2 protein-coding genes are annotated in these 1,647 nt (G+C 39.7%); one reads left to right on the forward strand and one right to left on the reverse strand.

Annotated elements, in window-relative coordinates; genetic code table 11:
* Positions 1–676: ABC transporter substrate-binding protein (locus H5072_RS18800; RefSeq protein WP_259395990.1), on the forward strand; the 676-nt coding region annotated here is incomplete at its 5' end.
* A 54-nt stretch (positions 677–730) separates the two neighbouring features.
* On the opposite strand, the gene suhB is transcribed toward H5072_RS18800, so the two are convergent.
* The gene (gene suhB / locus H5072_RS18805; protein WP_002957826.1) at positions 731–1,534 is read right to left on the reverse strand and encodes an inositol-1-monophosphatase; all 804 of its coding nucleotides are present in this window, start codon (positions 1,532–1,534) and stop codon (positions 731–733) included.
* Positions 1,535–1,647: the final 113 nt, after the last annotated feature.

Below are 1,647 nucleotides of genomic sequence, written 5' to 3' on the forward strand. Positions count from 1 at the left end.
ACTGGTACGTGCACTTGAGAGTGTTAACTATCCTGGGGTTATTAGGATGACTCCCATATCAGATCAGCAAAAACGTAAGCTCATAAACCTAAATGATAACGAACTAGATATGTATTGGAGTATGAGTAGTCCAGAGCGAGAGGCACTTGCTTTAGCTATTAAAATACCACTATTTAAAGGTTATATAGGAAAGCGGGCTTTACTCACTAATAAACAAAACGTAGCACGCTTTAAAGACGTAAAAACCCTAGAGCAGCTAGGAGAGTTTTCAGCAGTGCAGGGTCACAACTGGCCAGATACAAGAATAATGTCCTATAACGGCTTACGTGTAAGGCCGCTTACCAATTACCAAGCCATGTTCACTTTAACGAGCCGTGGGCGAATAGATTACTTTCCTCGCTCGTTTATTGAGGTTAATTCTGAGCTTATTGAAAACAAACAAAGTAACTTAGTCGTTGTGCCTGATTTATATATAAGCTACCCAACGGGTATTTATTATTTTGTGACTAAGAGTAAACCCGAATTGGCAAAGGCAGTAGAGGAGGGCTTAATATTAATGCAGACAAACGGCGAGTTTGATGCATTATTTAATGAATACTTCGCAAAGGATTTAAATACACTACCTTATACAAAAGGTAAAACAATAGAGATTAAGCTCGATAACCCTTATTTTTAGGCACAAAAAAAAGGAGCCTAGGCTCCTTTTTAGTATGCTATTAATAGCATTTAATTAGCGAAGTAACGACTCAGTTAATACTGGACGAATTTCGCGGATAATTGCTTGAGTCAGTTTTGGTGAACCACAGATAATATTGCCGCTGTGGTTATAGTTATTACCACCGGCGAAATCTACAACCATACCGCCCGCTTCTTTAACCATTAGTTCGCCCGCAGCAGAGTTCCAAGGTTTTAAACCAATTTCAAAAAATCCATCAACACGGCCAGCTGCAACGTATGCCATATCTAAAGCAGAACAACCTGCACGGCGAATATCAGCAGTGTGTACAAACAATGCTTTAAACGCTTCAGTGTATGCATCCATGTGGTTTTTGTTTTTGAAAGGGAAACCAGTAGCAAGTACAGTGCCTGCAAGAACCGTAGTTTTGCTAACGCGTAGACGTTTACTGTTTAACTGAGTGCCTTGACCGCGAGATGCAGTGAAAAGCTCACCACGAATTGGATCATAAATAACAGCTTGGTCTAAACGACCTTTAACTTTAAGTGCGATAGAAACCGCGTAATGAGGGATACCTTTGATGAAGTTAGTTGTTCCATCGATAGGATCTACAATCCATTGGTAATCATCATCCTTGCCTTTATGCTCACCTAGTTCTTCACCAACAATTGAGTGAGTAGGGTAAGACTGTAAAATAGTGTCACGAATTACGGCTTCGGCTTCTTTATCAATGTTAGTTACTAAGTCGTTAGCGCCTTTTTGTTGCACTTCAACTTTTGATAAATCTTCACTTGCGCGAAGTAAAATTTTGCCTGCGTTGCGCGCAGCGCGAACCGCAATGTTTAACATTGGATGCATGGTATTACCTTTGGGTTGTAAAAGAACGTTTATATATTTCAGCCGGCGTATTTTAGCGACTTTTGCCATAAAGTAAACAATAAACCCCAAATACTTGTGTTTGTTTTTTATAC

It is taken from the genome of Pseudoalteromonas sp. SR45-5 (assembly GCF_014163565.1).
Classification (GTDB): Bacteria; Pseudomonadota; Gammaproteobacteria; order Enterobacterales; family Alteromonadaceae; genus Pseudoalteromonas; species Pseudoalteromonas distincta.

Coding starts and splice junctions, on each gene's coding strand:
- suhB (WP_002957826.1), bottom strand. CDS start 1,534: ATGCATCCAATGTTAAACATTGCGGTTCGCGCTGCGCGCAACGCAGGC.